The sequence below is a fragment of the Nitrincola schmidtii genome, assembly GCF_008973715.1.
GTDB classification, from domain to species: domain Bacteria; phylum Pseudomonadota; class Gammaproteobacteria; order Pseudomonadales; family Balneatricaceae; genus Nitrincola; species Nitrincola schmidtii.
Genome location: NZ_WBOL01000001.1, coordinates 137,095 through 159,682 on the forward strand (window position 1 = coordinate 137,095; position 22,588 = coordinate 159,682).

23 protein-coding genes and 5 tRNA genes are annotated in these 22,588 nt (G+C 44.4%); 8 read left to right on the forward strand and 20 right to left on the reverse strand.

The window, feature by feature from the left end; genetic code table 11:
* The gene (locus F7R24_RS00605) at window positions 1-729 is read right to left on the reverse strand and encodes a DUF6134 family protein (protein WP_151669301.1); all 729 of its coding nucleotides are present in this window, start codon (window positions 727-729) and stop codon (window positions 1-3) included.
* 87 nt (window positions 730-816) lie between these two features.
* Window positions 817-2,496, reverse strand: coding sequence for a methyl-accepting chemotaxis protein (locus F7R24_RS00610; RefSeq protein ID WP_151669302.1), 1,680 nt, complete (start codon window positions 2,494-2,496; stop codon window positions 817-819).
* Between the two features lie 109 nt (window positions 2,497-2,605).
* Here F7R24_RS00610 and F7R24_RS00615 point away from each other — a divergent pair, with 109 nt between their 5' ends.
* The gene (locus F7R24_RS00615; RefSeq protein WP_151669303.1) at window positions 2,606-3,184 is read left to right on the forward strand and encodes a peptidylprolyl isomerase; all 579 of its coding nucleotides are present in this window, start codon (window positions 2,606-2,608) and stop codon (window positions 3,182-3,184) included.
* A gap of 21 nt (window positions 3,185-3,205) precedes the next feature.
* Here the strand turns inward: F7R24_RS00615 and F7R24_RS00620 are convergent, their stop codons facing one another.
* From F7R24_RS00620 to glpD, 11 genes are all read right to left on the reverse strand, one after another.
* On the reverse strand, window positions 3,206-3,667 hold the full coding sequence (locus tag F7R24_RS00620; RefSeq protein ID WP_151669304.1) for a YiiD C-terminal domain-containing protein: 462 nt from the start codon (window positions 3,665-3,667) through the stop codon (window positions 3,206-3,208).
* Window positions 3,664-4,224 carry a nitroreductase family protein gene (locus F7R24_RS00625; protein WP_151669305.1) on the reverse strand — a complete coding sequence of 187 codons (561 nt, stop codon included), beginning with the start codon at window positions 4,222-4,224 and terminating at the stop codon, window positions 3,664-3,666. The genes F7R24_RS00620 and F7R24_RS00625 overlap by 4 nt, the downstream gene beginning before the upstream one ends.
* Window positions 4,225-4,238: 14 nt before the next feature.
* The gene (gene queF / locus F7R24_RS00630) at window positions 4,239-5,063 is read right to left on the reverse strand and encodes an NADPH-dependent 7-cyano-7-deazaguanine reductase QueF (RefSeq protein ID WP_151669306.1); all 825 of its coding nucleotides are present in this window, start codon (window positions 5,061-5,063) and stop codon (window positions 4,239-4,241) included.
* Entirely contained in the window at window positions 5,063-5,836 is a 774-nt protein-coding gene (locus F7R24_RS00635) for an ABC transporter permease (RefSeq protein ID WP_151669307.1), read from the reverse strand. Before F7R24_RS00635 ends, queF begins: the two co-directional genes overlap by 1 nt.
* On the reverse strand, window positions 5,833-6,768 hold the full coding sequence (locus tag F7R24_RS00640) for an ABC transporter ATP-binding protein (RefSeq protein WP_151669308.1): 936 nt from the start codon (window positions 6,766-6,768) through the stop codon (window positions 5,833-5,835). Before F7R24_RS00640 ends, F7R24_RS00635 begins: the two co-directional genes overlap by 4 nt.
* Before the next feature lie 144 nt (window positions 6,769-6,912).
* Window positions 6,913-7,893, reverse strand: a complete 981-nt coding sequence (locus tag F7R24_RS00645) for an SO_0444 family Cu/Zn efflux transporter (protein ID WP_151669309.1) — start codon at window positions 7,891-7,893, stop codon at window positions 6,913-6,915.
* An 85-nt stretch (window positions 7,894-7,978) separates the two neighbouring features.
* Window positions 7,979-8,054 (reverse strand) — tRNA-Glu (locus F7R24_RS00650).
* Between the two features lie 22 nt (window positions 8,055-8,076).
* A tRNA-Gly gene (locus F7R24_RS00655) sits at window positions 8,077-8,152 on the reverse strand.
* A 127-nt stretch (window positions 8,153-8,279) separates the two neighbouring features.
* Window positions 8,280-9,728 (reverse strand): pyruvate kinase, encoded by a 1,449-nt coding sequence (gene pyk / locus F7R24_RS00660; protein WP_151669310.1) that lies wholly within the window; start codon window positions 9,726-9,728, stop codon window positions 8,280-8,282.
* A gap of 64 nt (window positions 9,729-9,792) precedes the next feature.
* Window positions 9,793-10,800 (reverse strand): type I glyceraldehyde-3-phosphate dehydrogenase, encoded by a 1,008-nt coding sequence (gene gap, locus F7R24_RS00665; RefSeq protein WP_151669311.1) that lies wholly within the window; start codon window positions 10,798-10,800, stop codon window positions 9,793-9,795.
* Between the two features lie 89 nt (window positions 10,801-10,889).
* Window positions 10,890-12,425, reverse strand: a complete 1,536-nt coding sequence (gene glpD / locus F7R24_RS00670; protein WP_151669312.1) for a glycerol-3-phosphate dehydrogenase — start codon at window positions 12,423-12,425, stop codon at window positions 10,890-10,892.
* Between the two features lie 97 nt (window positions 12,426-12,522).
* Here glpD and glpK point away from each other — a divergent pair, with 97 nt between their 5' ends.
* Window positions 12,523-14,007: a glycerol kinase GlpK gene (glpK, locus tag F7R24_RS00675; RefSeq protein WP_151669313.1), complete on the forward strand. Its 1,485-nt coding sequence runs from the start codon at window positions 12,523-12,525 to the stop codon at window positions 14,005-14,007.
* Window positions 14,008-14,009: 2 nt separating this feature from the next.
* Here the strand turns inward: glpK and F7R24_RS00680 are convergent.
* From F7R24_RS00680 to F7R24_RS00690, 3 genes are all read right to left on the reverse strand, one after another.
* Window positions 14,010-14,085, reverse strand: a tRNA-Gly gene (locus F7R24_RS00680).
* 34 nt (window positions 14,086-14,119) lie between these two features.
* Window positions 14,120-14,195, reverse strand: a tRNA-Glu gene (locus F7R24_RS00685).
* 52 nt (window positions 14,196-14,247) lie between these two features.
* A tRNA-Glu gene (locus F7R24_RS00690) sits at window positions 14,248-14,323 on the reverse strand.
* A gap of 228 nt (window positions 14,324-14,551) precedes the next feature.
* On the opposite strand from F7R24_RS00690, the gene F7R24_RS00695 reads away from it, so the two are divergent.
* The gene (locus tag F7R24_RS00695; protein WP_151669314.1) at window positions 14,552-15,268 is read left to right on the forward strand and encodes a hypothetical protein; all 717 of its coding nucleotides are present in this window, start codon (window positions 14,552-14,554) and stop codon (window positions 15,266-15,268) included.
* Here the strand turns inward: F7R24_RS00695 and F7R24_RS00700 are convergent.
* Window positions 15,249-16,103 carry a pirin family protein gene (locus tag F7R24_RS00700; protein WP_151669315.1) on the reverse strand — a complete coding sequence of 285 codons (855 nt, stop codon included), beginning with the start codon at window positions 16,101-16,103 and terminating at the stop codon, window positions 15,249-15,251. The genes F7R24_RS00695 and F7R24_RS00700 overlap by 20 nt on opposite strands.
* A gap of 16 nt (window positions 16,104-16,119) precedes the next feature.
* Window positions 16,120-16,719, reverse strand: coding sequence for an FMN-dependent NADH-azoreductase (locus tag F7R24_RS00705; protein WP_151669316.1), 600 nt, complete (start codon window positions 16,717-16,719; stop codon window positions 16,120-16,122).
* Window positions 16,720-16,828: 109 nt separating this feature from the next.
* Between F7R24_RS00705 and F7R24_RS00710 the strand changes: the two genes are divergently transcribed.
* Together F7R24_RS00710 and F7R24_RS00715 are read left to right on the forward strand one after the other, a co-directional pair.
* Window positions 16,829-17,713: a LysR family transcriptional regulator gene (locus F7R24_RS00710; RefSeq protein WP_151669317.1), complete on the forward strand. Its 885-nt coding sequence runs from the start codon at window positions 16,829-16,831 to the stop codon at window positions 17,711-17,713.
* Between the two features lie 57 nt (window positions 17,714-17,770).
* Complete coding sequence (locus F7R24_RS00715) at window positions 17,771-18,319, forward strand: glutathione peroxidase (RefSeq protein ID WP_151669318.1); 549 nt, start codon at window positions 17,771-17,773, stop codon at window positions 18,317-18,319.
* A gap of 58 nt (window positions 18,320-18,377) precedes the next feature.
* On the opposite strand, the gene F7R24_RS00720 is transcribed toward F7R24_RS00715, so the two are convergent.
* The gene (locus F7R24_RS00720) at window positions 18,378-18,692 is read right to left on the reverse strand and encodes an HPF/RaiA family ribosome-associated protein (protein WP_151669319.1); all 315 of its coding nucleotides are present in this window, start codon (window positions 18,690-18,692) and stop codon (window positions 18,378-18,380) included.
* 200 nt (window positions 18,693-18,892) lie between these two features.
* Between F7R24_RS00720 and F7R24_RS00725 the strand changes: the two genes are divergently transcribed.
* From F7R24_RS00725 to F7R24_RS00735, 3 genes are read left to right on the forward strand one after another with little or no spacing between them, the layout of a single operon-like run.
* Window positions 18,893-19,630: an ATP-dependent zinc protease family protein gene (locus F7R24_RS00725; RefSeq protein WP_206057443.1), complete on the forward strand. Its 738-nt coding sequence runs from the start codon at window positions 18,893-18,895 to the stop codon at window positions 19,628-19,630.
* Between the two features lie 44 nt (window positions 19,631-19,674).
* Entirely contained in the window at window positions 19,675-21,186 is a 1,512-nt protein-coding gene (locus F7R24_RS00730) for an inactive transglutaminase family protein (protein WP_151669321.1), read from the forward strand.
* Window positions 21,186-22,139 carry an alpha-L-glutamate ligase-like protein gene (locus F7R24_RS00735; protein ID WP_151669322.1) on the forward strand — a complete coding sequence of 318 codons (954 nt, stop codon included), beginning with the start codon at window positions 21,186-21,188 and terminating at the stop codon, window positions 22,137-22,139. The genes F7R24_RS00730 and F7R24_RS00735 overlap by 1 nt, the downstream gene beginning before the upstream one ends.
* On the opposite strand, the gene F7R24_RS00740 is transcribed toward F7R24_RS00735, so the two are convergent.
* On the reverse strand, window positions 22,136-22,588 hold the full coding sequence (locus F7R24_RS00740; protein WP_151669323.1) for an ATP-dependent zinc protease family protein: 453 nt from the start codon (window positions 22,586-22,588) through the stop codon (window positions 22,136-22,138). The genes F7R24_RS00735 and F7R24_RS00740 overlap by 4 nt on opposite strands.

A 22,588-nucleotide genomic window follows, 5' to 3' on the forward strand; every position in this document is an offset into this window, starting at 1 on the left:
TTAACCCCCAATGGTAAGATTGATAAGACGAATGCGGGAATCGTCACGAGCACTAAATTCCATACCTAACCAACGACCATTCTCATCATACCAAGTTTGTGTGTCTTCTAACTCGCCACCCAAACGATATAAACGAACCGCCACCTCTTCACCTCCAGCCGGCGCTTTCGTATCGCCTAAAAACTCAACGGATAAACGACTCGATTCACCTGTCAGTGTATTTAGCACAGCTTCTTGCGACAAAATAGCGATGTTCCAGTGATTGGTTGTGATTAAATCATTCGGCAACCAACGTGTTTCATCTCCTTCAACAAGACGCAGCTGATCGCCCTCTAGAAAAGCACTTAAGCGAGTTAAATCTCCGTCATCGTTAACCTGAACTTCTAATTGTTGTAACACACCATCTTTCCACCACTCAATCGCTTGATAGTTGTAACGATAATTAAATACGGCCAACACGCGAATATGAAGATCCATCTCAACATCCACTCGCAACATGCCTTGTTCTTCGCTAAATTCAAGACGATGAGAACCTATAGAACGCCCGCTTCGATAAACATCAAACTCTACTTTTTGACCATAAAGTGCAAAAACTTGCTCGGGTGTGGTAATACGAGGAGCGGTTGACGCCGACACAGCGGCCCATACTGGAATAGTTATCAATAACCATAGCACAGCAATGATGACAAAACGGAAACTGGTCTGTCGGTAGAAAACTGCTTGATTCATAAAAAACCCTCTGTGTAGAAAACCTAAAAGCTTTTTACGTACAGAGGGCTTGTTTGGATTTTGATGATTGCGTTATCGCGCTGTTCGTTAAATTCTAAATCGTGCGACCAGCGTATTGAGTCGCTGTTGCAATACTGTGATACGATCAGACGTATCTGCAAGTTCATCGGTATTACGCTTACCATGCTCTGCAGTATCAGCAATTTTTTGGATGCTTTGACTCACTTCATTCGCTACTGCGGTTTGCTCCTCAGCAGCACTGGCAATTTGCGTGTTCATTTCAGTAATCGTCCCCACAGAATAGGCTATCGTATTCAGCGAGTCATTTGCCTGAGCTGCCAGATTAACCGTTTCACTGGTAGTTTCTCTGCTTCGCTTCATTACCGAAACGGCATCTCGCGTACCTTCTTGCAGTGCGTTAATTATTTGCTGAATTTCTTCAGTGCTTTGCTGAGTTCGATTAGCCAAGGTACGTACTTCATCCGCGACCACCGCAAAACCTCGCCCATGCTCCCCTGCGCGCGCTGCTTCAATAGCCGCATTTAATGCCAACAGATTGGTTTGATCGGCAATGTTATTAATTACACTAATCACACTGCCAATCGCTTCAGCATTATTACCCAGAAGTTCTATGACATCAGCAGCACGGTTAACGTCAGTGGCAAGACGATTAATCGCTTGAATGGTTTGACCCACAACTTGCTGACCTGCTCTCGCTTCTTTATCCGCTTCCAGTGCTGCAGAAGCCGCTTTTGAAGCACTGCCAGCAACTTCTTCCACCGCTGCAGACATTTCATGAATAGCAGCCGCAACTTGAGTTGTTTCGGATTGTTGTAAAGATGAATCTTCATGGCTGCGACTGACAACCACTTTCATCACCTCAGTTGACTCGCTCAAGCTTTCAATTGATGCTTTGACTTCTTTAACCAGCTGGTGAATTTTGTCAGTAAAGACGTTGAATTCTTGGGCAACTTGTCCAATCTCATCATCACTAATCACTTCTAAGCGCTTGGTCAGATCACCTTCACCTTCAGCAATATCTTTTAAGGCTTTAGAGGTTTGTTCCGCTGGTCTCACGATGCGTTGCCCAATAATTAATACAGCAATGCAGGCTAACGCCAAAATAAGTAAAGCACTTAAGGAAATACGTATTAACGTCTGACTAACCTGAGCATCAAGAATCGCTTGCTGAGCGGCAACGGCTGCATCTACATCATCGATATAAAAGCCAGTTCCAACGATCCACTGGTTACCCAACATGGCCTCTGCGTAACTGAGCTTAGGCGTTAATCCGTTTCGAGTAGGTTCGTCCCAAATATAGCCAACATACCCTCCCCCTTTTAACCCTTCTTGGATTAAATCACGCACCAACCTGACCCCTTCAGGATCAGCTAAATCGTATAAATTACGACCTTCAAGTTGTGGGGACATACCATGAATCAAGGTGTTACCAGATTGATCGAACGCAAACATATAACCATCAGGTCCAAAACGCATACTGCGCAATACCGCTCGGGCAGAATCTAATTGTTGAGCACTGGGGTTAGCTGATGACAGATAAGGTTTGACTGCCGTCATGGCAATTTCTACGTGATGGAGCAAGGCTTCGCGCTTACTGTCCATCAAGGAATCTCGAACCCGTTCAATCTCTTCAGCACCCGATTGTCGCATCTGATGATTCACCAGTAACAACAAGCCAATTGAAATAATTAACACAGGTACAAGCGACATGAGCAAGAGCTTTGACTTCAACTTCATGGATTTCATTAATAGATTTCCGGTTTTAAAGGTTGTTGAATTACTGGATCTATAACGCTACCTCACAGTAAGATGACGCTTTAGAAACAATTAGTTTGGTTTATACAGGAAATCCATTATGAAATTAAGTTTTTTGGGCATTATACTTTTGTTCTTTGTAGGGTCATTTCAGCTTCATGCAGCCGATGAACCGGTTCAAGTTCGATTTATTACCAATCAGGGTGATATTGAACTGACGCTTGATCCCGTTAATGCTCCGATCACAGTAGCCAATTTTCTAAACTATGTTGATCAAGGCTTTTATGATGGCTTAATTTTTCATCGTGTTATTCCGAACTTTATGATTCAGGCAGGTGGCTTTGACGTGAATTTACAACGTAAAGAAACTGCAGCCCCAATTGCTAATGAATCAACCAATGGACTCAGCAACACCCGTGGTACTATTGCGATGGCAAGGACCAATGATCCAGATAGTGCAACGTCACAGTTTTTTATTAATGTGGCCAATAACGGTAATTTAGATGGGCATCCGTTACGCCCAGGATATGCCGTATTTGGTCAAGTCAGTGCAGGACATGATGTGGTGTTTGCCATTTCCAGAATGCAAACGCGTTCACGTGGTGGACATCAAAATGTACCAACCACACCGGTGATTATTGAGCGCGCTGAGCGGGTTCAGCAGGTTGTTGAAGAGTAATCACGGAGAAGTGCCGAGCACTCATTGTAGATTAGCGGTTTTCAGACGTGCTAAATAGCTACCTTGTAAAATGAGTGCCGGTTGATCTTTTTCAGTAATAACAACCTCCAACAGCATACGTGCACGACCCTTCTGCTTTAGTTGCAGTTGAAATTCCTGACACATCTCATCAGAAGGCAATTGAACCCTTGCGGTAAAGTCTTGTGTGACTGGACGAAGGTATTTCGCCTGACTCTCAACCACCATTGCTTCGCAATCAAGACCAAGCGCTTGAGTGTACCGTGTAATTAAACTCCAACCTGCAAGTGTTGCAAGTGCAGTGGTGGCGCCAGCGAATCCAGTTCCTTTGTCATTTTTGTTGGGATCTAAAGGCGCAGATAACGATAAGACACCTTCAGAATATTCACAGTGGGTGATACCCATGGCTTGAGTCATCGGTATCATTTCGTTTAACCAAGTTAAAAATGGATCCTTTTGACTCATGACTTACCCCACAACTGCACAAACTCGCCCACTGCAGGACAGGGTACAATCTTATGTTTACGCGCTTTGCCAAGGTAAATAAAGCCAACTATCTGTTCATTCGCTTCAAGACCTAGACGCTGGTTTACCCAACCATTAAAAGCCATTTTCCCACTACGCCATATCGCATCTACACCCTGAGCAAATGCCGCTAATACCAAGCCATGAGCCGCACAGCCTGCCGACAATTGCTGTTCAATTTCAGGCACTTTGGGATGAGGTTGCAAGGTTGCAATCACCACGACGATGGTGGGTGCTCGCAATGGGGCATTTTGTAATTTTTCCAGCTCAGCTTCTGTAAGCGGATCACCTGATTGTTGAGCCGCTTCAACAAACACCTGACCTAATTTTTGACGCCCCTCACCTTCAATTTGTAAGAAACGATAAGGACGCATACCGCCGTGGTCTGGCGCTCTTAAGGCGGCACGATACATTATATCCAATTGATCTGCTGTCGGAGCGGGAAGATCCAATACAGGGGATGAAACTCGGTTTAACAACAGATCAATGCTATTCATAAGGTAGTCCTGGTTTATTGTCGAGACAAACGTGGATTGGTGGGTTCCGATGCAATGCTTGAGCGATAAGGATTAATATCTAATCCTCCACGACGAAGATAGCGCGCATAGACAGTCAGTTTTTGCGGTTTACAACGCTGCCAGATATCCATAAAAATATTTTCAACACACTGCTCGTGAAAGTCACCCTTCTCTCGATAGGAAATCAGGTATGCCAAGAGTCCGGTATGGTCTATTGCAGGCCCTTTGTAGCGTATCTGAATACTCGCCCAATCTGGCTGACCAGTCACTGGACAATTGGATTTGAGTAAATGACTGACGAGTGATTCTTCTACAACACGATGAGAAATCACTAAACACTCAGGTGCTGGCGTGTAATGCATTACCGTCAGTGGTAAATCGTCGATACACTCACCTTGCAAACGTTCAATCGGTGAAGTTTCATTGACTTTGTATAACTTGACCTGTACCTGAGCGCCAGCAGCCTGACTGAGATCTTGCTGCATCTTTGCTAGCACTTCTTTTTCTGAGGCGAACTGGGTCAGGTTGAATGAATTCAGATACAGCTTGAAAGACTTAGATTCGATGATATGGCTAGAGTTTGACGGTATACGAAACTCACCAATTCTAACCAACGGTTTACCTTCTGGGTTTAACCAGGAAATTTCGTAAGCATTCCACAGATCAACACCTTTAAATGGCAGAGAATCTCGTTGAATCCCTCTTTCCTGCCAATTCAAATGACGGTCTATGGGATAGAGCAATGACGGATCATATTGATTGATGTAAGTCGTTTCATGACCCAATGGTGAGCTGTTTACTACGTCCTCTTCTCGCATTAACTACGAATCCCCTTACCAGTATTGAGTAGGTGCATTGCATAGCTACCTAGCACCACGATAAACATAATAATCATAGCAAATGCAAAGCCAATATTGATATCGCTAACGCCCAGAATACCGTACCTGAAACTGTTCACCATATATAAAATAGGATTGAGTTGAGAGACCCCCTGCCAGAAAGCAGGCAACAATGAAATTGAGTAAAAAACTCCGCCTAAGTAGGTTAAAGGCGTCAGCACAAAGGTCGGAATAATGGCAATATCATCAAAGCTATTGGCATACACCGCGTTGATGAAGCCACCTAACGAGAACACAATGGCAGTCAGTATGACGGTACTCAGTGTTATCCAGATATGACTGATATGTAGATTGGTAAAGAATAAAGACAAGGCAGTCACGATGATACCCACCCCTAAACCTCTGGCAGCACCACCGGTGACATAGCCCGCTAAAATAACCCAGTTAGGAACGGGTGCCACCAACAGCTCTTCTATATTTCGTTGAAATTTGGTGCCAAAAAAAGATGAAACCACATTGCCATAGGAGTTGGTGATCACCGACATCATGATCAAACCCGGCGCAATGTACTGCATATAATCAAAGCCACCCATTTCACCGATTCGAGAACCAATCAGGTTACCGAAGATAATAAAATAGAGTGTCATGGTGATAGCTGGCGGTAACAGGGTTTGTACCCAAATACGGGTAAAACGGCGAATTTCTTTGACGACTATGGTCCAAAACGCGGTAAAGATTAAACGAGGGCTCATGCTGCACCCTCCTTATCTAACGAATTTTCTACCAAAGAAACAAATAACTCTTCGAGACGATTGGACTTATTTCGCATACTCAAAACATGGATACCCTGTTCGGTTAAGCCACTAAACACTTGATTAAGGCCTTTTTGTTTATCCACATCGACTTCTAACGTATGGGCATCAGTCAAACGCAGTGAGTAGCCTGGCAGTTCAGGAAGCTCTGTCACATCTTCAGCTAAATCAAAAATAAAGGTCTCGATATTCAAACGTTGCAATAGAGACTTCATATTGGTGTTTTCGACGATATGTCCTTTATCAATAATGGCAATATTACGACATAAGGATTCAGCTTCTTCAAGATAGTGGGTGGTTAATATGATCGTAGTTCCTTGAGCATTAATTTCACGCAGAAACTGCCACATGGAGCGTCTTAACTCGATATCAACCCCTGCTGTAGGCTCGTCTAAGATCAATAAACGTGGTTCATGTACCAACGCTCTGGCAATCATTAAGCGGCGTTTCATACCACCCGAAAGCTGTCGTGCTGCGACGTTACGTTTTTCCCATAGCCCCAATTTTTTCAGGTAAGTTTCAGATCGCTCTAGCGCTTGTTTACGACCAATACCATAGTAGCCAGCTTGAGTAACCACGATGTCTTGAACTTTCTCAAAGGCATTGAAATTGAACTCTTGTGGGACGACACCGAGCTGCATTTTAGCCAAGGCTTTTTCGGTATCAAGATCATAGCCAAACACTTTAACCTCGCCTGAGGATTTATTGACTAGGGAGGAAACGATGCCCAGCGTGGTTGATTTTCCAGCCCCGTTAGGCCCTAACAGGGCAAAAAAATCACCTTCTTGAACATCAAGAGAAATACCTTTGAGGGCTTCAAAACCATTCTTATAGGTTTTACGCAAGCCTTCAATTTTTAAAGCGGGAGTCATAATGTATCCTTGAATGGAACAATAGCTACTAGAGACAATAGCCTTTATATGAGGTGAAGATTAGAGAAATTCAACCCTGACCGCTCAGAAGCTAAAGAAACGTTTCCGAAGTGGTTTAACCGCCATGAGTGTAAAGATAAGTAATTATAACACTTCTACCCAGACAGGCATGAGTTCTTGAATACGACTGGCCTGAATAACTGGATCTATTGCCATGATCTGCATAAACACATTTAACAATATGCCCAAGCTGACAGTAACAAAAACAATACTGACTAAGTAGGTGAACAATGCTCGATTTCCTAGCTCTCGACGATAGACAGCTAAGGTGGCCACACTGGTCACAGGTCCAGCCAGCATAAATACCAATGCCATACCAGGAGACACGCCACTCAGTAATAAACCAGCGGCAATCGGTGTAGCCGCAGCAGCACAAATGTATAAAGGTATGCCAATTAATGCCATAACGATCAACGGCAGTATACCGTCAGATAGACTTGCGAGTACTTCGGGTGTCACCCAAGTAATGAGAATACCGGCAAGCAGAAACCCAACAAACATCCACTTGCTCATATCATCCAATAAATCACTGAAAGCATACTTCAAACCTGCTTTAACTTTCAGCTGAATTTCTTGAGTTTCTTGTTGAGTTGTTTTTTTAGAAGAACAACCTCCCCCGCAGCAACTTGATGAGCTTTTGGGTATCTCGGTAACGACCGAGACTTCCTTATCAGTAGCAGACACAGCCAGACCCGTCACGATAGCTGTTGATATAGCACCGACCACCCGAGCAAGCGCCATAAACGGACCCATTAGCACACTGGTCACTAAAATAGAGTCAACGCCTACACTCGGTGTCGATATCAGAAAACTGGTAGTAGGACCTTTACCGGCCCCAGCTCGATGCAGCGCTAACGCAGTCGGAATGGCGCCACAAGAACACATCGGTAAAGGTACGCCAATGATCGCGGCTCGGGAGATACTGGCGAAACTATGACCGCCTAACCAACGCTGTAGTAATGCTTCTGGTAGAAAGGCTTTGATAAGGCCAGCCACCACTAAACCGAACAACAACCAAGGGGCAGCACTAAGGGCGACGCTTAAAATGGACGCGAACCAAGCCATAAAAAACACCAGAAGAATTAAGTGTCTAAGATTTTATATCTAAAGATTAAGGCTGAATGAAGAAAGATACAAGAGAGATGAAAAATGGCGTCCCATAGGGGGTTCGAACCCCTGTTACCGCCGTGAAAGGGCGGTGTCCTAGGCCACTAGACGAATGGGACACATCATAAATCACTTAACACGTGGAGCGGGAAACGAGACTCGAACTCGCGACCCCGACCTTGGCAAGGTCGTGCTCTACCAACTGAGCTATTCCCGCGTCGTGTTTAAGTGGTGCGTATTGTACGGATTTGAATTTATCCGTCAACACTTTATGAACATAAATCTCAAAAAAAGCAGCCTTCCTTGGCTGTGAATTCATCAACAGGGGTGACTCTTCCTTCTATTTATTGAATAACATCGCCGACACGCACAATTTTCATGGTATTCGTACCACCTTGCGCATTGACATAGTCGCCTTTTGTAATAATGACCACATCCCCTTCTTGAACCACTCCACGCTTGACCAGTTCGGAAACAGCATTGTAGTTAATTTGATCAAGTGGCATATTCGTCGAATCAAATGGAACCGTTTTTACACCACGGTAAAGTGCAACTTTTCGCTGCGTTTTAGGGTTTTTTGAGTAGGCATAAATGGGCAAACCTGAACGGATGCGAGACATCAATAAAGGGGTTGCACCACTTTCTGTCATCGCAATAATTGCCTTCACACCATTAAGATGATTTGCTGTATACATCGCCGCTAAGGCTATCGACTCGTCGATCTTATGAAAGACTTCGTTCATTCTATGCTTTGACACTTGTGAATGACGGTTTTTCTCAGCACCAACAATGACACGCACCATGGCCTGAATGGTTTCAACAGGATAACTACCTGCCGCAGTTTCAGCAGAAAGCATCACCGCATCGGTTCCGTCTAGTACTGCGTTAGCAACATCGAACACTTCTGCTCGTGTTGGCATCGGCTGGGTAATCATGGTCTCCATCATTTGTGTTGCGGTAATGACGGTTTTATTCAAAGAACGGGCACGTTCAATGATGAGCTTTTGAATACCGATCAGTTCAGCATCACCAATCTCAACACCTAGATCGCCCCGAGCGACCATGACACCATCGGATGCCTCGATAATTTCGTCAATATTCTCAACACAACTGACCGTTTCAGCTCTTTCAATTTTTGCTATCAGTCCTGCGTTACCGCCTGCTTGTTGAAATAATAGACGCGCTTCACGAATATCGTCGCCATTTCTAGGAAATGACACTGCCAAATAATCTACGTCGATCATCGCAGCAGTAACAATATCGGCACGATCTTTATCCGTCAGAGCCCCTGCTGATAATCCACCACCCAAGCGGTTGATGCCTTTATTATTAGAAAGTGGGCCGCCAACTATCACTTCGCAGTCTAAACGTGAACCAACGATCTTGATGACTTTAAGCTGGACTCGACCATCATCCAACAGCAGAAGATCATTCGGCTGACAGTCCTGAGCTAGATTTTCGTAGTCAATACCGACCGCATGCTGGGTACCAGCGTTTTTATCCAAACTTGCATCAAGCGCAAATGCATCACCCACATTAAGGTATATCTTTGACTCAACAAAGCGCGCTACGCGTATCTTCGGACCTTGAAGATCCCCCAAGATGGCAACAAAACGACCCAATTGTGCAGCCGCTTCTCTCACCAATGTTGCGCGGCGCTGATGATCTTCTGCACTGCCATGCGAGAAGTTCAGTCGCACAACATTGGCACCCGCTTGGATAAGCTGTGAAATTTTCTCAAGTGAATCTGTCGATGGACCCAGTGTTGCGACTATTTTCGTTCTGCGTTGCATTTAATAGAACCTACTTCATGATTAGATGAGAACACGAATGTCATCAATCTGGTAAAAAACTTAGTTATGACTGATTGATCACCGATGCTAAACGCAACATGTTACAGGTGTAACCATATTCATTATCGTACCATGAGACAATTTTGACGAAGTGCTCATCCAATGCGATACCAGCCCCCGCATCAAAAATAGAGGCCAAGTTACAGCCACGAAAATCGGTGGCAACCACTTTTTCGTCGGTGTAACCCAACACACCAGCCATTTCACCTGACTCTGAAGCGGCTTTCATCGCATTGCAAATTTCTTCATATTGAGCAGGCTTTTCCAACTCTACCGTTAGATCTACAACCGATACGTTTGACGTAGGCACTCTAAACGCCATACCGGTCAATTTGCCATTCAACTCAGGTAAAACCTTACCTACCGCCTTTGCAGCACCCGTCGATGAAGGAATGATATTTTCTAAAATACCTCGCCCACCGCGCCAGTCTTTAGTGGAAGGACCATCAACCGTTTTTTGGGTAGCCGTTGCTGCATGAATTGTGGACATTAATCCACGCTTAATACCCCAGTTATCCTGAAGCACCTTAGCAATAGGTGCCAAACAGTTCGTTGTGCAAGAAGCTCCGGATACAATCGCTTGACCGGCGTAATTCTGGTGATTAACGCCATACACAAACATCGGGGTTGAATCCTTAGAAGGAGCCGACATGACGACTTTTTTAGCACCTGCATTAATATGTTTCTGACAGTCCTCTTCAGTTAAAAACAGGCCCGTGCATTCCAAAACCACATCAACATCTACGTCACCCCAAGCGAGGTTTGCTGGATCACGCTCTGCAGTGAGTCTGACTAAATGACCTGAAACATTTAATAGCCCATCAGTAAAGGTTATTTCTTTATCTAATCGTCCGTGCACAGAATCAAGCTTTAACATATAGGCTAAATAATCTGGATCTAGCAGGTCATTGACTGCGACTACCTGAAACTGATCACTAAACTCTTTTTCGATAGCTCTGAACACCATACGTCCAATTCGACCAAACCCATTAATGCCCACTCTGATTGTCATAACTTGCCCTTTTTTGTAATTTTTATCGCCGAATAAAGTTATATTAATACTAATCAATAGTTTATATTATTGCACTCTTATCCTGATGTTCATCTTTTTAACTGACTCTGTAGATAGTGTGCTAAGTTTTGTTTTTCATCATGACTTAACAACAGACCCAGTTTAGTTCGGCGCCAAATCAAATCATCTAACTCAACGACCCACTCATGCTTGATCAAATAATCCACTTCAATTTGATACAACTCAGAACCAAAATGCTGTCCCAAATCCGTCATTGATTGAGTCCCCGCTAAAAAATTCTTTACCCTAGTTCCGTAGGATCGGACGTAACGTGTAAGTAAAGAAGACGGAAGCCAAGGAAATTCTAATGCAAGTGATGAAAACAACTCCTGTGGATCGATAAAATCAGCACCGGGAAGCTTGGCTGTTTGAGTCCAAGCGTCCCCTGAACCGGGGAAATACTCGCACATAGCGTTGGTAGCGGCTTCTGCTAATTTACGATAAGTGGTCAATTTACCACCAAATACGGAAAGTAAAGGTGCTTGACCAGCGACAGAATCTATCTCAAAACTGTAGTCTCTTGATGCTTTTTTTGCATCTGCGACTTCATCATCCATCAATGGACGTACACCAGAAAAAGTCCAGACAACATCATCAACGGTAATCTGTTTTTTGAAGTGTGCATTCACGACGGAAATTAAATATTCAACTTCCTCCGCCGAGATTTTTGCATCTCGCGGATTACCGGCATACTCAACGTCAGTAGTTCCGATTAATGAAAATTGTTGCTCATAGGGTATAACGAAAACAATACGCTCATCTTCGTTTTGAAGAATAAACGCCTCCTCTCCCATACACATTCTAGGAACAACAATATGACTCCCCTTAACTAAACGAATCTCTTTAGGCGCTTTAATGGAAAAAGCGTCATCGAATAAACGACTTGCCCAAGGTCCTGCGGCATTCACCAGCCCTTTTGCTTTAACGCATCGAGTTTCACCTGTGATCACATCAGTTAAGGTTATCGACCAGAGTCCGTCGATGCGCTGCGCCTTCGTGACTTGTGTTCGGGTTAATATCTTGGCGCCATGCTCTTGTGCAGCGAGGGCACACAAGACAACTAAGCGGGCATCATCAACCCAAACATCGGAGTAGATAAAGCCTTTTCTGATTTCACTTTTTAACGGTGAATTCTGATCAAACTCTACCCCCCGAGAGGGACGCAACGTTTCTCTTTTCGCAAGGTTATCATAGAGAAATAATCCGATACGTATCATCCAAGCAGGTCTTAGATGAGGACGATGAGGTAAAATAAAACGTAACGGCCACATAATGTGAGGTGCATTAGTTAGCAGTATTTCACGTTCTGCCAAGGCTTTTTTGACCAACCCGAACTGGTAATGCTCTAGATAACGAAGACCACCATGAATCAGCTTACTGCTATTCGATGACGTAGCCCCTCCAAGGTCTTCCATTTCACAAAGAGCAACCGTTAATCCACGCCCTGCAGCATCCATTGCAATACCCGTACCATTGACTCCACCACCGATCACTAACAGATCATAAATTTGTTGCAATTCATCTTGGCGATGCCCATTGGCGATGTCATTATCTGAGCAGTTCATCCGATTACAGCCTTAGAAAATAAAACAATAAAGAACTATATATAACATTAAAGAACATAAATGAAAAAATAACAATGACCAAGGGCAGGATTACGGAATGTCTAAGTACTTACTCGCTATTGACCAAGGTACCACGAGCTCGCGCGCTATCCTCTTCTCAAAGAATGGAAAAATAATAGGTACCTGCCAAGAGGAGTTCCCTCAATATTTCCCCAAGGATGGCTGGGTGGAACACAACCCTGACGATATCTGGAAAAGCGTTATCAACACATATAAAGATGTTTTAGCGTTGGTAGATGCAAGCTGTGACGATATTATTGCGTGTGGCATTACCAATCAGCGTGAAACCACCTTAGTTTGGGATAAAAACACCGGCGAACCACTTTATCCAGCAATTGTCTGGCAAGACAGAAGAACCGCTCAATACTGTAGCTCACTTGTCTCTGATGGTCTTCAAGAAACGATTAGTAGTAAAACAGGTCTTCTCATTGATCCTTATTTTTCTGGCACCAAACTAAAATGGATACTTGATGAAGTTCCAAAAGCCAGAGAAAAAGCCGAAGCTGGGGAGTTACTCTTTGGCACTATTGATACCTTTCTTATATGGCGCTTAACCCAAGGCAAAGCTCACGTTACTGATGCCACCAACGCTTCAAGAACACTGTTATTTAATATTCACACTCAACAATGGGACACTGACTTACTTGAGCTGTTCGATATTCCCCCTAACATGTTACCCGAAGTTAAAGACTCTTCTGACGATTTTGGCTACATAGATAGCTCAATACTGGGTGGTGAAATACCTATATACGGTGTAGCAGGTGATCAACAGGCCGCTTTATTCGGCCAAGCCTGTTTTGAGATAGGCATGGCAAAAAGCACGTATGGGACAGGGTGCTTCCTGATGCTCAATACTGGCTCAACTCCGCTAAAGTCTGAACACAGATTACTAACGACCGTGGCTTATCGTCTGAAAGGAAAACCAACCTATGCACTGGAAGGAAGTATTTTTATTGCCGGAGCCGCTATTCAATGGCTTCGTGATGGACTACAACTGATTCAATCTGCGGGTGATACTCAGTCTTTGGCAGAACAAACTCCAATCGATCACGGAGTTTACCTGGTTCCGGCATTCACCGGACTGGGAGCTCCCTATTGGGACCCTAATGCGCGAGGTGCTATTTTTGGCTTAACTCGAGACACAGGTATAAAAGAAATTGTGACTGCCGGCCTACAATCCGTTTGCTATCAAACTAAAGATTTACAGAAAGCCATGGAAAGTGACGGCATTCGCCCCACGCGCTTAAGAGTTGATGGTGGCATGACTGAAAATAGCTGGGTCATGCAACATTTAGCCGATATTCTGGGGGCTGATGTTGATCGACCAGAGATTATCGAAACAACGGCATTAGGTGTGGCGTATTTAGCAGGTCTTAAAGCCGGTGTATTTACATCATTGGATGAGCTTTCCAATCAGTGGAAGCTAGAACGACGGTTCAGACCTAAGATAAGTAAAGAGCATAGAGACAGGCTTTACTTAGGATGGACTAAGGCGATAGATAAAGTAAGAAAAATTGACTGATCTGGAGCGGGAAACGAGACTCGAACTCGCGACCCCGACCTTGGCAAGGTCGTGCTCTACCAACTGAGCTATTCCCGCTTAAAAACTTACTAGATTGAAATCTAGAATTGAATGGCGTCCCATAGGGGGTTCGAACCCCTGTTACCGCCGTGAAAGGGCGGTGTCCTAGGCCACTAGACGAATGGGACGTTGTATTCAGTACTCTTTTATTAAAGGGGTATTAAACACCTTAGAAAAGAGTGGCGTCCCATAGGGGGTTCGAACCCCTGTTACCGCCGTGAAAGGGCGGTGTCCTAGGCCACTAGACGAATGGGACGCAATTTACACACTTTCGTGCTACTTACAGAGGGCCATGCTCTGGAAGAGGCGCAAATAATACGTAGTGAGGCTATTAAGGTCAACACCTAAGTCTAAAAAAATTCACTCTGCACTGAAATTTGTTCGCTCAACCCAGAGCTTTCGCGTTATTCGTGCTAGATGAACAGGTCTGAGTTACTATAATCTATAGAAGAGACAATACTTTACTAAATATCTGTGAGCAATTATGAGCCCCACTGAAACCGCCGCGGTTATTCTGACAGGTGTCTTCATCATGGCAATGGTCGCCATTGCTGTGCAGACAGCAGAAAATCAACGTCGTGAGCGGCAATTACAACTACTCGCTATTCGAAATCAAATACGTGGCACAGAACATTTATTAGATAGCTTGCCCTTAGAATTTCAAACTCAAACTCTGCGCTCATTGATGATCCAAACCCTTCGCAGATTATGGTTGAACGCAGCAAAACTCGATAGAAGCATCAATACACAAGAACACTTCCAAAAACTTGAAGACAGAGAAAAAGACTCTTTTACCCCGCCTGCTTTTCCTGGAAACCAACTAACCTTGTTCCAAGATCGTAACACTGCGCAGCGAAACCGCTCACTGGTAAGAGAAACTGCTCAATTTATTATCGAATTAAAACAGAAAAATTTGATCGGAGCTGACTCAGCTCAACAACAGTTGGTTCATTTGAAATATGCTTACCAACGCTGCAACTGTGATCTAGTGTTACTGGAAGCACAAAGCATGCTGGCTGATCGAGGGGCGCATGTAGCTATTCATCGGTTTAGAACTGCCGTGATGCAACTGAGAAGAATCAACTACAATCATCAACTTGAGCCTCAAATACTTCAGCTTCAACTGCTTATTCAACAGTTAGAAGCTGAAGATACCACGAAGCAAGATCAGGTGACAGAAGCTAAGCTCTCACCTCTGTGAGCACTCCCTGACGATAATCAGATAGCGCTTGCTCTATCTCTTCTGCGGTATTCATGACAAAAGGTCCATACTGAACAACAGGTTCATTTAATGGCTTCGCCGCAATCAATAGTATTCTGGCCGATTGATTGTCGGTCTTCAAAATAAGGTTATCGCCTTCTGATAGCTCCACTGCAGATTCAGTTGGAATAGCATCATCTTGCATCTTGGCTTGACCTTCGAATAGATAAACAAAACCCTGCAACTCTCTCGACAACGGTATCTCTACTGACGAGTTAGGCTCCAATAAAATATCAATAAATACTGGTTCAGTGACAATACCTTGAACCGGCCCTTGATATTCTTGTCCGTCACGAACAATACGGCCTGCAACAAGTCGCATTTTTACTGAAGGCTCATCGATCTCGACAACCTCCTCTGGTTCAATATTTTGGTAGGCTGCTGGTTTCATCTTATCTGCCGCCGGTAAGTTCACCCAGAGCTGGAATCCACGCATCAGCCCCGACTCTTGTTGCGGGCGCTCTTCATGTATTACTCCCCTACCCGCAGTCATCCACTGCACTCCACCACTGCTTAACAACCCTTCATTACCCATGTGATCACGGTGCAGCATTTTTCCATTCAGCATATAGGTCACCGTTTCAAAACCACGGTGCGGGTGTGGCGGAAATCCAGCTATGTAATCATCCGGATTATCGGATGAGAACATGTCCAGCATTAAAAAAGGATCAATGCGGAGGTTTTGCCTATGACCTAGGCTGCGCTTTAGTTTGACGCCCGCACCGTCCTGACTATCTATCGCAGGAATGACCCGCTTTATTCCTCGGTTAATCATGGCAAACCTCCCGTTATTAGTTAAAGCTTAGCGCATTTATGGCTGACTGAGCTGCTTGAATAGATTGCTCAGCATCACCCATATTCAAACCTTCCGCTAGAATCACCTCTACATTGTTAAGACCAACAAAACCAAGAATCAACTTTAACCAAGGTACTTGATAGTCCAAACCCGCTTCATGATACTGACCACCTCGTGTCGCTAAAATATAAACCGGCTTATTGTCCAACAATCCTTCTGGACCATTTTCCGTATATCTAAAAGTCACACCATTGCGAGCAATCTGATCAAACCATGCTTTAAGTTGACTGGGTACGGCAAAGTTATACATGGGTGCCGCAATCACGATAGCATCCGCGCGTTGAACTTCGCCGATTAAAGTATCGGACAAAGCGGCAATTTCTTGTTGATCTGGCGAACGCTCTGCAGCCTCGGTTGACAGCGCTGATATTGCGTTAAGATCAAAGTGTGCGATTGGCTGATCCACTAAATCACGAACAACCACCTGTGCATCTGCATGACTTGCTGTCCAGCGCTGAATAAAATGATCTGCTAATTTTGATGATTGACCGCCATCACCAAATACACTGCTTTTTACAAAAAGTAACTGACTCATCACGTGTCTCCTGTTTGTTTTATCAATGAACACAGTATGCAATTTGATTAATCGATAATACACAGCAATAATTAGCTAAATTTGATCGAATATTTAGATAGGTTGAATCATGAATGTATCCTTAGAACAGTGGTTAACCTTTATTGCCGTGGTGGATTCAGACGGGTTCGCTCAAGCTGCTGAGCAACTGAAAAAAAGCCAATCATCGGTTAGCTATGCTATTAACCGCTTAGAAGAGCAGCTGGGCCTCAAAGTATTCCAAATCGAGGGTAGACGAGCCCGACTGACCGAAGCAGGCGAAGGGTTATTGAGACATGCACGTCAATTAACCGAACATGCTAGAAAAATAGAAATGCTTGCCGATCATTTCGCACAAGGCTGGGAAGCGGAAATCCGCTTAGCGATTGATAGCGTTTTTCCGGAAGAGTTAACGCTTCATGTACTTAACCAATTTGCATTAGAACAACCCAACACACGCATCCTGTTATCCGAAACAGTGCTTAGCGGCACAGATGAAGCGCTTCTGAGACGGGAAGCTGATCTAGTGATTGGCGGTCGCGTTCCACCGGGTTTCATAGGCAATGCTCTTTTGAATATTGAGTTTATTGCCGTAGCGCATCCAGACCATCCTCTTCATCATCTAAACGTACCCTTAACACTTGAACACCTGAGATCACATCGTCAACTGGTCGTAAAAGACTCTGGCTCTCGACGCATAGATGCAGGCTGGCTAGGAGCTGATCAACGCTGGACGTTTAGTAATGCGTCTACCTCTATTCAAAGTGCCTGTATGGGGCTAGGCTATGCTTGGTATCCAAAAATAAAAATATTGAAACACTTAAACAATAATGTATTGAAACCCTTACCATTAGAAACCGGAGCAAGTCGTTTTGCACAACTCTATCTGGTAGTAAGTGAAGGTGATTTTGCAGGCCCTGGGACTAAACGCTTAGCAGAACTGATCCGACAACAGGTAAATTCATGTTATGGATAGCATCCACTTTACTCAGTACTACGTACATGAATAGTAGATATCTTTGGGAGAAGATCCATGCGAAAAATAATAGGAATCTTTACGATGCTCGGTTTTCTTTTTAGCAGCTCATCACACGCAGAAGCCAACCTCGACGAGTTACTTAATCACGAATTAAGACGCTTGCACGCGAATGAAACGGTCAATTTGCGAAGTCACTTTGAGGGTAAACCCCTGCTTTTTGTAAATACCGCGAGTCACTGCGGTTTTACTGGCCAATTCGAAGGACTAGAGGCCTTGCACCAACGATATAAAGACCAAGGTTTAATGGTGGCTGGCTTCCCATCCAATAGCTTTCGTCAAGAGGCCAGCGATGAAGAGGAAACCGCTCGTGTATGCTTTTTCAACTTTGGCGTGACCTTTGATATGTTTTCACCGATGGATGTTAGAGGTGATAGTGCTCATCCCATTTTCGCAGAATTAGCTAGACAAACCCGTGCGCCCAAATGGAATTTTTACAAGTATTTAATCGATCGCGAAGGGAATGTTGTAGAGGTTTTTCCCAGTACCACTCGGCCAGATTCAGCTCAGGTTAGACGAGCCATAGAGCGGCTTTTGGAAGGATAATGCTGGTATATTTAAAACGAACGGCTTAAAGCTTAAGCCGTTCATGAATAAGCGATAATTAACGTTTATTCAAACGACCAAGCATGCTCTCAAGCAAGCTCTTCATTTTATCGCAAGCACCGTTAAGCGCTTTATCTGTGCTGTCAGCATGGTGAGTCACGGCTTGAGGCTGTAAACCAGCCAATCGCACCTCTAACACACAACGTTTGTCGTGATCACCTGGCTTATGTGCGTTTTCATCGTGCAAATGCACTTCAACACGAGTAACTTTATCACTGAAACGGTCTAACGCTTTCTCTACTACGGACTCAACATGAGCAGTTAACTTGCTATCGTTTTCAATACTGCTATCAGTATTTACCTGAATAATCATTAAATTCTCCATCCAAAACAGGGCATGTTGGCGTCGATGCTAGTAGCAATCGAGTAAACCAACACACTGATTTTAACCTTTAAGTAAGTTAGTCGCTACAAACACAGCAAAACTCTAGGGAATCATTTTTATATTCCGTCAAAATCGCGTAATATTCGCACCGGACAAACAGACTATGTCCATAGCTAATGGAGAGTTTCATGTTGAAATGGTCAACACCACTTTTTGCGTTAACGTTAATCGTCATTACCGGATGTGCACCCAATCATCGCTTCATCGAAGAGGGTGTAATCGAATCCATTGATCTCCATCTAGCGGGCCAAGAAACTCAACTGAATCAACTTTCTGAAGGACAGCATCTATTGCTTGAGCAACTCTCTGTTTCTCAAGAAACAGTGATCAGTCGCTTACAGCAAACCATTGCCGAACAAGTTCAGCCACCGGTTTGCCCGCCTGAACCCGTTCTGGTCTGCCCTCCCGTAAACGTTAGCAGTTCTATGGTCCTAGGTGGATTAGAGATGCAAGTGGTTGGAGAGTTGGAAAAGGTTCACCTTTCACCCCTCGACATAGTCTTCAACGCACGCGTGGATACGGGAGCAACAACTTCTTCGCTTGATGCAAGAAACATTCAACGTTTTGAACGTGATGGCAGACGCTGGGTTCGTTTTGATACCGCACATCCTGAAACAGGGGAAGATCTCACGTTTGAAAGACCCGTTGTTCGCCGTGTGCGTGTAAGCCAAGCGATCAGTGATGATTTTGAGCGTCGCCCAGTAGTTGAGCTGCACTTTACGATGGGAAGCATTAGTCATACAGCCGAATTTACACTCAGTGATCGTAGCCATCTTGAGTTTCCCGTATTGATTGGACGAAATATTTTACGCGATCAAATGCTTGTTGATGTTAGTAAACAATATATTGCCCCCATTGAATTTTAAGTCGACAACATAAGATTCTGTGCTGAGCAAGAGGATATCGCTCAATGGTTTCTCGAGTCCCTTTTTACACCACGATCGCCATTTTAATTTTGCTAGGCATTAGCCTAGCCGTTACGCGTCATATACAGCTAGGTATACCCTTTTGGCCAGGTGAGCAAAAACAAGCTTGGCTTATCGAGGCTCGCGTTGATTTTGTTAGTTCAAATCAGCCTGTTTTGGCTAGTTTAAATCTTCCACAAAACCCTCCTGGATTTACACTCATCAATGAGCTTGCTGCATCACCAGGCTATGGTTTTGCGATTATTGAGAACGATGGGCATCGACGTGGCGAGTGGTCAAAAAACCTCGCTAATGGTCAACAAACCCTATATTACAAAGTTCAGCTAATTCCCGACACTGAACGCTCTATTCTGACAGATAACGAAAGACCTATAGCGAGAACAGTGCTATGGAGTGAATCAGAATCGATAGCGGCGATGGATATCTTGAGGCAAGCAGAGAGTAAAGCTAGCTCTCCTGAAAGCTTAACACGTGAGCTTCTCCGCTTATTGCGTAACCCTGAACCAGGTCAAAATACAGCGCTTCTGCTCACCAACCACTCAGTTTCATCTGCCTTAGATAAGTTACTCAATCAATCAGGCGTCCCTACTCGTGTTTCCGTGGGGTTGTATCTGGAAGATGCCAGACGTCGCCAAGGACTCACACCAATGATTGAAGTGTTTACCAATGATCGCTGGATCGTATTCGATCCGCAAACCGGTCATCAAGGGTTACCTGATAATCTATTGTTATGGCAGCGTGGCGGCGACTCTCTGTTAGATGTCGTGGGCGGTCAAAACTCTCGTGTTAGCTTTTCGATGATTGAGCAAACGCTACCCTCGATAGAACTTGCTCAGTCACAGTTTGCGGGTCAAGGCTTATCTTGGTTAGGCGTACATACCTTACCTATTGAAGAACAGAGCATGTTCAAGCTTCTGTTCCTGTTGCCCTTAGGGGCGATGGTGGTTGTTTTTATGCGAATTATTATAGGCTTGAAGACGTCAGGAACCTTCATGCCAATTTTGATCGCACTTGCTTTCCTACAGACCTCGTTAGGACTAGGGTTAATCAGTTTTATCAGTATCGTCGCCATGGGACTGGTGATTCGAACCTGGCTATCGCGACTCAACCTACTGTTAGTATCGAGAATTGCCACACTGGTCGTGCTTGTTGTCTTCTTAGTTTCACTGCTTAGCTTAGTCGGTTATCAACTGGGCTTCAGTACTGGCATGACAATCACCTTCTTCCCGATGATTATCATCGCGTGGACAATCGAACGCATGTCAATTCTTTGGGAAGAAGAGGGACCCAAACAAGTCTTTGTTCAAGGCGGTGGCAGTCTTTTAGTGGCTGTACTGGCTTATCTGGTGATGCAACTTCCTGTACTTGGGCACTTAACCTTTAACTTCCCAGAGCTTAACTTCGTTATTTTAGCCCTAATAATGTTGATGGGTCAGTATACAGGTTACAAACTTTCTGAATTGCGTCGTTTCCGAGCCATGCTGGAGCAAAAATAATGCGCTGGGCCAGTCCTTTTAAGTTACACGAAGCGGGCATTCTAGGAATGAACTGCCGCAATGTTGACTTTATCGGGCGCTATAACCTGCGCCGCTTCTATCCTTTGGTTGATGATAAGTTAAAAACCAAACTACTGGCTGAAGAATACGGCGTTGCTACACCCGCATTGATCTCTGTCGTTCGCACTCAGCATGAAATCAGCCACGTTGAAGAGCGCTTAATGCAGTTAGAAAAGTTTGCCATGAAGCCATCTCGTGGTTCAGGTGGCAAAGGTATTCTTGTGATAACGGGGCGTCGAGATGAGTTTTTTGTTAAATCTTCTGGCGTTGAAATGAGCCTTGAAGATATCAAGCGCCATCTAACCAATACACTCGCAGGCCTATACTCCCTTCGCGGTAATCCAGACGTTGCGATTATCGAAGACCTGATAGAATTTGATGATACCTTCGAAGGTTACTCTTATGAGGGCGTTCCTGATATTCGGATCATTGTGTTCCGTGGCTATCCAGTCATGGCGATGTTGCGCCTAGCGACACATAAATCCGATGGCAAAGCCAATCTTCATCAAGGGGCCGTGGGTGTCGGGTTGGATATTGCCACCGGTCGTAGTCTAAAAGCAGTGCAATTTGCGATACCTATCGAACAACACCCAGATACTGGCAAACGCTTAATTGATATGCATATTCCCGACTGGAAAGAGATGCTGCTGTTAGCCTCACGTTGCTATGAAATGAGCAATCTTGGCTACATAGGGACTGATATTGTACTCGACAAATCAAGAGGCGCGCAGTTATTAGAGTTGAATGCACGCCCAGGATTATCTATCCAAGTGGCCAATGGTCGCGGTTTGCTTCCACGACTTCGACATATTGAAAAAATTCGCAAGCCTCATCGAACCGCTGAAGCGAGAGTGGCTTATGCGATGGAAACCTTTTCTGCGGATGGACTTTAAAGCGTTTTTTTACCTTGTCGGTAAGAAACCGATGGATTAACTACAAATCGTCCGTTCATTGCCTCGCGTCCAAGCAGCATTCTAAACAGCATCGTGTCCCTATTCGTTAAAGACATACTGATTGGAAAGCATTGATCGCCAATAACCAAATCGGTGGTAATAAAATAGCGTTCTGTGGAGTGTCCACCCGAATCCGTAACCTGCCGTACGTCTGAAACGGGAGCTTCACACCAAATCACCTGCTCATCATCACGCTGACGTGGATGTATACCGAAACGCACCCAGAGTTTTGTATCTTTATAAAACTCTTCGACAGAAAAGGCATGTAATGCAGAACTTCTGGCACCGGTATCTACTTTACATTTGAGGGCACTAATTCCCAACGCAGGCAATGCCACCCATTCACGCCAACCTAACTCTAGTAACGGCTGATTTTGCTTAGTGTTCAT